General features: G+C 65.8%; 5 protein-coding genes. 3 read left to right on the top strand and 2 right to left on the bottom strand.

The genetic code is table 11. The annotated features are described in order from the left end of the window. The coding region (locus AC08OP_RS16025; protein WP_476614936.1) for a DUF1156 domain-containing protein at window positions 1-1,972 on the top strand (1,972 nt) is incomplete at its 5' end. Window positions 1,973-1,974: 2 nt separating this feature from the next. After that, complete coding sequence (locus tag AC08OP_RS16020; RefSeq protein ID WP_476614935.1) at window positions 1,975-5,346, top strand: Swt1 family HEPN domain-containing protein; 3,372 nt, start codon at window positions 1,975-1,977, stop codon at window positions 5,344-5,346. 740 nt (window positions 5,347-6,086) lie between these two features. On the opposite strand, the gene AC08OP_RS16015 is transcribed toward AC08OP_RS16020, so the two are convergent. Together AC08OP_RS16015 and AC08OP_RS16010 are read right to left on the bottom strand one after the other, a co-directional pair. Next, window positions 6,087-6,716, bottom strand: coding sequence for a Panacea domain-containing protein (locus AC08OP_RS16015; RefSeq protein WP_476614934.1), 630 nt, complete (start codon window positions 6,714-6,716; stop codon window positions 6,087-6,089). A 95-nt stretch (window positions 6,717-6,811) separates the two neighbouring features. Next, entirely contained in the window at window positions 6,812-7,495 is a 684-nt protein-coding gene (locus AC08OP_RS16010; RefSeq protein WP_476614933.1) for a tyrosine-type recombinase/integrase, read from the bottom strand. Between the two features lie 664 nt (window positions 7,496-8,159). Here AC08OP_RS16010 and AC08OP_RS16005 point away from each other — a divergent pair. Then, window positions 8,160-8,538 (top strand): DUF6414 family protein (locus AC08OP_RS16005; protein ID WP_476614932.1); only part of this gene is annotated, 379 nt, incomplete at its 3' end.

Genomic DNA, 8,538 nt, shown 5'->3' with positions numbered 1-8,538 from the left:
CCCCTCGGGGCAGCGGGTCGAGTTCACCATCGGACACGACAAGGCTGACGCCCCTGCGAAGGACGGGGACGGCACCATGGTGCGTGGTCACGGTACGTGCATCGCATGTGACTCCGTGGCGGAGAACGCCTACATCCGCGCTCAAGCGAAGTCGGTCGGTTTGGGCCGTACGCTGATGACGATCGTAGCGGAAGGCAGCCGTCAGCGGGTATATCTCCCCCCCAGCGATGAACACCTGAAGGCTGCTGACGTCGAACGGCCCGACGACGTGCCCGATCAGCTCGTGACGACGCCAAACCACGACGTCGACCGCCTGCCGATGTATGGCATGCCGCGCTGGTCCGATGCGTTCACGAACCGCCAGATCGTAGCCCTGACCACCTTCAGCGACCTGGTCTCCGGCGCCCGGGTGAGGGTCATCGCGGACGGCGGCACCGAGGCGTACGCCGACGCCGTCGCCACCTACCTTGGCATCGCTGTGACACGAGGAACTGACCGCCAGACGTCTGTATCATCCTGGGACTCAAGCCCCAGCAAGGAACAGGTGCGTGGCGTCTTCGCGCGCCAGGCTATCCCGATGGCTTGGGACTTTGCCGAGACGAACCCCTTCGCAAAGTCCAGTGGAACCTGGACTGAAAGCGTCGACTGGGTTGCGAAGGTTCTTGAGCGGCTGCCTGCTGACGCTGGACAGCAGGGGGAGGTTAGGCAGGCCGATGCGGCGAGTCGCCAATACTCCTCTCTGCTCATCAGTACGGATCCGCCGTACTACGACAACATTGGCTACTCTGACCTCTCGGACTTCTTCTACGTCTGGCTGCGACGATCGCTCCGGTCGATCCATCCAGGCATCCTGGGGACGATGCTTGTCCCGAAGGCCGAGGAACTCGTCGCCAACCCGTACCGGCACGGCGGTAAGGAAGGTGCGCAGAAATTCTTCGAGAACGGCTTCCGGGCTGTCTTTGCACATGCACGTGAGACAGCCCTGGCGGACTATCCGATCGCGGTTTGGTACGCGTTCAAACAGAGCGAGTCTGACGATCATGGCGAGGCTTCCACCGGTTGGGAGACTCTGCTCGAAGGCATGATCCGGTCGGGCTGGGAGATCACCTCGACGTGGCCGAACCGTAGCGAGCTCGGCAACCGCATGATCGCCAGTGGCACCAACGCTTTGGCCTCCTCGATCGTGCTGTCGCTGCGTCCTCGTCTCGAGGGGGCTCCGACGACGGACCGGCGTGGGTTCATCGCGATGCTTGAGGCGGAGCTGCCGGAGGCGTTGCGGAAGTTGCAACAGGGGCAGATCGCGCCGGTGGACCTGCCGCAGGCCGCGATCGGGCCGGGGATGGCGGTGTTCAGCCGGTACAGCGCGGTCCTCGAGCCGGACGGCAAGAAGATGACTGTGCGCTCGGCGCTGGCGCGGATCAACGAAATTCTTGACGCGGTACTGGCCGAGCAGGAGGGCGACTTCGACGCGGCCTCTCGGTTCGCGATCGCGTGGTACCGCCAGCACGGCTATGGCATGGGCTTGTTCGGCGACGCTGACAACCTTGCCAGGGCGCGCAACACCAGCGTCGACGTCATGGAGCGGGAGGGGATCCTGGCGAGCCGGGCTGGCAACGTGCAGATCCTGAGGCCCGCCGATCTGTCGTGGGATTACGACGTGCTCGAGGACAGCCACACCAGCAACTGGGAGATTCTCCACCATCTGATCGGCGTGCTGGAGCGGGACGGCATCACTCCGGCGGGTGACTTCCTCCAGGCGGCACTGAGCCGCCCGGACGGCGCAGTTAACGCTGACCTCATCAAGGAGCTCGCGCACCTTCTCTTCCGCATCGCGGAGGGCAATGGCTGGACGAAGGACGCTCTGAGCTTCAACAGCCTGGTGACGAGCTGGCCGGAGGTTCTGGAGGCCGCGCGCACCCGGAAGAATCCCACCAGGGCACAGGCCACGATCGACTTTGACGAGGACGAGTAGACATGGCGCTGAGCAACCGCGACCGCATCGACCGGATGTTCCAGGTCCTCGCCCCGGCGCTGGACGACTTCATCTCGTCGGTGATCGGACAGGCCGACCCGGCGCTGGGGGCTGAGTGGACGAAGCTGGTCCAGGCGAAGGACCTTAAGAACGGCGCCCTCGCGAGCAAGAGCTACGACCCGCTCGACCCGCAGGTCCAGTTCCGCCTGCTCACCGAGGGCAACATCACCGGCGGCTACAAGCAGGGCTGGTACCCGTTCAATCAGGCCGTCGGGCGCGTCGGCGAGACCTACGCCAGCGAGCTGCGCGAGGTGCGCAACGCGTGGGCGCACAACGGCTCGTTCAGCGACGACGATGCCTACCGCGCACTCGACACGGGCGAACGCCTGCTCAAGCTCATCGGCGCGAACGCCGAGACCGACGAGGTCCGCGGCATCCGGCTCAACCTGCGTCGGGTGACCGCCGATAAGGACGACAGGAAGGTCCTCAAGGCCGCGGTCGACAATCCCGAGGCTGCCGGGCTCAGGCCGTGGCGTGAGGTGCTCCAGCCCCACGACGACGTCGCGACCGGCAACTTCCACGCTTCCGAGTTCGCGGCCGACCTCTACAAAGTCGCCACCGGCGGCGAGGCCGACTCCGACTACGCCGACCCGGTCGAGTTCTTCAAGCGCACCTACCTTACCGAAGGTCTCCGCGACCTGATTGGCCGCGCCGTGCGGCGTCTTTCGGGTGACGACAACGCCTCGCCGGTGATCAATCTCCAGACGAACTTCGGCGGCGGCAAAACCCACTCGATGCTGTCGCTGTGGCACCTGGCCGCGGGACTTCCCGTGGGCGAGTTCCCGCAGGAGACCCAGGAACTGCTCACCGCCAACGGCTACCCCGGCACCGAGGTGAACCGGGTCGCGATCGTGGGCAACCACCTCAGCCCGTCCGGTGTCACCAAGGACGACGGCACCCACGTCAACACGATCTGGGGTGAGCTGGCCTGGCAGCTCGGCGGTGCCGAGGCGTACGCCATCGTCGCCACCGCGGACAGCAACCGCACCCACCCCGGCGAGGCGCTCCACACGCTGCTGGCGAAGTACGCGCCCGCCGTCATCCTGATCGACGAGTGGGTCGCCTACGCCCGCTCACTCGTCGGCCGCGACGACCTCGCGGGCGGCACGTTCGACGACCAGTTCACCTTTGCCCAGTCGCTGACCGAGGCCGCGAAGGGCACCTCGGGCGTCCTGCTCGCGATCTCGATCCCGGCCTCTGAGAGCGCGGACGACTCGGAGATCGTGGCCGGGAACGCCGAGGAGGTCGGCGGCGTCAACGGTTTTGAAGCCTTGAAGCGGCTCCAGAACGTCGTGCGCCGGGTGGCTGATCAGTGGCGCCCGGCGTCGTCGGACGAGGCCTACCACATCGTCAAGCAGCGGCTGTTCAAGCAGCCTGACGCCGCCGCGCTCGCCTCGATCGGAGCGACCGCCAAGGCGTACGTGGAGCTGTACCGCAAGTACACCGATGACTTCCCGCGTGAGGCACGCGAGACGTTGTACGAGTACCGCATCAGGTGGACCTACCCGATCCACCCGGAGCTGTTCGACACCCTCTACGAGGAGTGGTCCTCGCTGGAGCGCTTCCAGCGCACCCGCGGTGTGCTGCGGCTGATGAGCACGGTGATCCACGCGCTCTGGACGGGCGAGGACGCGTCACCGCTGATCATGCCGGGTTCGATCCCGCTCGCCACCGCGAACGTGAACGCCGAGCTGACGCAGTACCTCCAGGACTCCTGGAAGGCGATCATCGATGCCGATGTCGACGGCCCGAACTCCGAGCCGGCACGCATCGACCAGGAGAAGCCGCTGTTCGGCCAGCGAGCGCTGACCAAGCGGCTCGCCCGCACGGTGTTCTTCGGCGCCGCCCCGACCATCGCACCCGGCTCGGTCCACAAGGGCATCGGTACCCAGCGGGTCTTCCTCGGCACCGCGATCCCCGGCGACGTCCCGGGCAACTTCCACGCCGCGCTGACCCAGCTCGGTGACCGGGCGACCTACTTCTACTCCGGATCCGGCAAGCACTGGTATGACCTCCAGCCCAACATCACCCGCACCGCCAAGGACCAGGCCGAGCGCCTCCACAAAGAGGACGTGTGGAAGGAGATCGTCACGCGGCTGCTCGGCCAGGGCCGCCTGAAGGGCGACTTCGCCGGCGTCCACGTCTGCCCGGAGAACGACGCCGACATCCCGGACACCGGTGAGGCGCGCCTCGTCATCCTGCACCCGAAGTTCGCCCACCTCCGGGACGCCGAAGCTCGCAAACGAAGCGTCGAGTCGGCCGCCAGGAACTTCGCGCAGAAGGCGACCGAGCAGCGCGGCAGCTCCAACCGGACCAACCGCAACATGCTCGTCTACCTCGCCCCCGACGAGGCCCGGCTGGGGGAGCTCGACGCCGCCACCCGCGACTACCTCGGCTGGAAGCACGTTCTCGACAACGAGGCCGACCTCGACCTGACCCAGAACCAGAAGAAGCAGGCCGCGCAGCGCCAGGCCCAGGCCGACCAGACCGTCACGGCCAGGCTCCTGCAGACCTTCACCTGGGCGCTCGTCCCGGCCCAGCCGGACCCGAGCGCGCCGTTCGTCATCCGGGAGGCCAAGGCCGACGGGCAGTCCACCTCGCTCGCCGAGCGGGTGTCCCGCCGCCTCGGCAACGACGGCGACCTCTCGACGAGGCAGGCCGCGGCGACGATCCGCCTGGCGATCAGCAAGGTCCCGCAGATCTGGAAGGACGGCCATGTCTCGCTCGGCGCTCTGTGGGCGCTCTACAGCCAGTACCCCTACATGCCCCGCCTGCGCGACAGGACGGTTCTCAACGAGGGCATCATCGACCTGCCGATGATCTGGCAGACCGATGCCTTCGCGCTCGCCGCCGGCTATGACGACTCCGCCGGCCGCTACCTCGGACTTTGGACACCCGAGGACAAGGGCGCCGCACCGGCGGCCACCGACTCGCTGCTCCTGGTGCGTCCCGACATCGCCGCCAAGCAGCGCGACGCCGAAGTCCCGGCGATGCCGGGCCTGACGGAGAGCCCGAGCGAGGACGACGCGAAGAAGCCCTTCAAGCCGGACCCCGACCACCCGGGCGTCTACCATCGCAAGGTCAAGACGCGGTTCTACGGCGTGAAGACTCTGAATTCCGACAAGATCGCCCTTGACTTCAAGAACGTCGCCGACGAGATCATCGCCAACCTCCGCCAGGACGGCACCGAGCTCGTCGTGAAGATCGAGATCGAAGCCACGAAGAGCACCGGCTTCGAGGAAGGCCAAGTCCGCACCGTCTCCGAGAACGCCGGGACCTTAAAGTTCGACCAGTCGGGCTTCGAGGAGAGCTGAACGGCAGACCAGCCTGTACCTGAGCAGCATCGAGATCGAGGGTCACCGCGCCTCTGCGCTCGACCCCGTCACCTGCCACCTACTCATCACTGCGAACTTTGGGGGCGCCACCGTGCCGGCGTGCCGAGCAGTTCTGTCGCCCGCCGGTGGATCGCAAGCTCTGTCTCTCTGTCTCCAGCTCGGCGATCCGGGCGCGGGGCGCACGGTTACAGAACCGGCTGTCCCGATCCTGGCCGGGGTGTTTCGTCGCGCATCAGATCCGATCGCCCAGTCCGAGCCGGGCCCGGCCGGCACACCGTAGGCTGCGAGGATCCCTGCGGCCGTCAGACTTCGAGTTCAGGCTTCAGGCCGTCCTCTTCGTCATCATCCGCGAGACCGAGGTATGCCAGGTATCGCGTCTGGACCTCCTCGAGGAGTTTCTCCGGGAGGGTGCCCGTCCAGTCCGTTAGGGCCGTTTTCAGGAGTGGCTGAGCATGAGGGACCCAGACCCAGCACTTCTTCGAGACGCCCCCCGACCCCGGCAGGCACCTTCACGCAGTACCGGGTTCTGCGGGAGACCTCTGACGACAGCGGCATCACTTGGACGAGCGGCCAAGCAGGGTCCGCGTTGCTCGAGCCAGAGATCACGAGCACCTGGCGTCGCGGATACAGCTTGCGGTCGTCGTTTGGTGGCATCGTTAGTGCGTTGTCGACAACCCAGTACAGGCCGCCGATGACCACGACGGCAGCTGGAACAGGCGTCACGGCTCCCCGATCAGACGGTTCGCCCGGGCACGTCCCGGCGCGAAGTCCGCGAGTTCTTGAACGATCTCTTCTTCGACGCCGTCGTCGTCGAACTGCTCAGGTAGGCCGCGGGCGACCGCGCGCAGTCTCGCGAGGGACCGGCCAACCTTCGGAACGGGCCGGACGACACCGAGATCGAGTACGACGCCCCGCATGCCGGTGTCCTGGGCCTCCCGCATCGGCGGCGTCTGGTAGCTGAGCTGCTTGAGCGACGATGCGGCGAGGTCGCCGAACTCGTCGACCACCGCGATCACGAACGCCTCGTCTTCCTGGGGGAGGTGAAGGTCGAGGTCGTCGAGGAGCGTCAACCGGACCTCCCGGCCGAACTCCCACCGGTCTTCCTTGCTCCCGATGACCTCGTCGGTGGCGAGTTCCCGCTCGACGTCCAACAAGGCGTGGTTAAATGGCCCGTAGTCCAGCCATTTCCACTCGACGCCGCTGACCGGGTCGTCGCCGGAGGCGACAGCGCGAAGGTCCGCGAAATACAGCAACTTCGCGAGCTTCATTTGAGTGATCGCATAGCCGCGATCCCGGGCAGCGCGAAGTACCGCCAGCACCGCGGCGCGCCGCCGGGCGCTGGGACTCATGGAGATATTCTCCGCCCGGGCCACAACCCGGAGTCTACGCAAGGCCACTACTCGGCGCTGTACAAGCTGCCCAGAGTATCCATTCTGGCCTAGATCTAGATCCGATCGCCCAGTCCGAGCCGTCCGTGCTCGTCCTGGGCACAGCGCCGGACCATCTGGTAGACCCCGGACAGCGTTATAGCGGTACCGCGGTCCGCGAGCCAGAGTGCCGGCAGCGAGGCGTGACGGTGGTTGCGGCGTATCCGGAGATAGCGGTTCAGGGAGAGCGCGGTCTGGGCGCCGATGCCCGTGTGCCGCTGCTTGTCACCCTTGCCCGTCACCAGCAGCCGCTCGCGGGTGAGGTCGACGTCATCGACGGCCAGCCCCGCGACCTCGGCGCGGTGGCCGCCGCAGTCGGCGAACACGCGGATCAGCGCCTCGTCGCGCCGGGACTGGAAGTCCTTCCCCTTGCAGACGGTGTCCAGAGCGGCGAGCTGCTCAAGTTCCAGCAGGGGGACGACCTTCTCGCCGATCTTCGGGGGCTGTAGCTGATCCATCGGCGAGACATCGATCTCCTCCTCGCCGAGGAGCCACACGAAGAACTGCTGCAGGCTCCGGAACGCCTGGTTGACGCTGCCGTCGGACCGGCCGTTGGGGCATCGCGGGGTGCGCTCGGTCGCGAACGCGATGAGAAACCGTTCAATATGGCCGCGGCTGATCTCGTCGGCAGCGGTGGGGCGGTAGGTCGGCATGGTCTCCTCGCCGGCGTCGGCGGCAGTGCGGCGCGCGGCGCCGTCCACCCGGCCGGCGTCGGCGGCAGTGCCGCGAGCCAGTTGACGAACGCGACGCCCGTCTTGCGGTACGCGGTCCGGGTCTCGTGACTGCGTCCCGCGGTCGCGAGGCTCTGGTCCCATCCGTCGAGCAGGAGCCGTCAGACGGGATCTGCCCCTTTGATGATCTCAACCATAGCTGGCGAAATTACCATCTCGTGCACCGCAGCTTGACGGATCAGGCTGCAATTACTACGTTGCGTGCCTGGTCAGTGCTGCGATGTGCGCCCGGCAGGGATCGAACCTGCGACCTGGTGCTTAGAAGGCACGGAAAGCACCAGGTGTCCCAGCAGCTCGGCCTCGTCACGTTGTCCGTCGCGGTCTGCCTGCGTCCGCTGCCGTCCAGGATCGTTGCTACAGCGGTAGCTACACGATCAGGCGCGGCCGACCACTCAACTTCAAGATCTTTTTAGCTTCCACTTGGTTCTGCTGCCTTGGAGCGCAACAACTTCACGGCGGTGTCTCCGTACTGCCAGACCCCTGACTGCGCGACGGGAGCGACCGCCTTGCGGATCCAGTGGACAGACCCCTCCGTAACGCCGGCGCTCTAGGATGTAAGATCCCTTGCACGCTTGGTGGCCTCGCAGTAAATCTGCTGCGCTGGCCGGAATTTGCGTCGGGGGAAATGGATCTGATGATTGTTCCACAATTCATCTACTATGATCGCTCGCTAGTTGACGACTTTCTTGACATCCTCGATGGGGGGCGCTCCGATGAGGAAAATCGGCGCACACTTCATACTGAAGAACGCGCTCCAGGATCAGGTGAGGACGCCGATGGCACATCTCGTTCTCATATAGAGAACGAGAATGAGCGAGTGGTCAGGCAGGTGCGCGCCTCCCGTTTCAATCGATTTATGGTTGCGGTTAACGAGAATGAGATGCTTCGAACGGTCGAAGGATTCGACGAACGTTCCTGGGAGACGCTTACACGGGGAGATCTTGTAAAGTTTGACGGAACGCTGCGGACGCCGACCATACGTCGTATCTTGGATAACATTGACTCTGTTCGGG

Source organism: Frankia sp. CeRuru1, from assembly GCF_977966315.1.
The sequence above is the reverse complement of the archived record's forward strand: the minus strand, read 5'-3'. Positions and strand labels throughout refer to the sequence as shown.

What these genes read in the sequence shown, in the direction of transcription:
- AC08OP_RS16020 (WP_476614935.1), top strand. Translation starts at nt 1,975, where the DNA reads ATGGCGCTGAGCAACCGCGACCGCATCGACCGGATGTTCCAGGTCCTC.
- AC08OP_RS16015 (WP_476614934.1), bottom strand. Translation starts at nt 6,716, where the DNA reads ATGAGTCCCAGCGCCCGGCGGCGCGCCGCGGTGCTGGCGGTACTTCGC.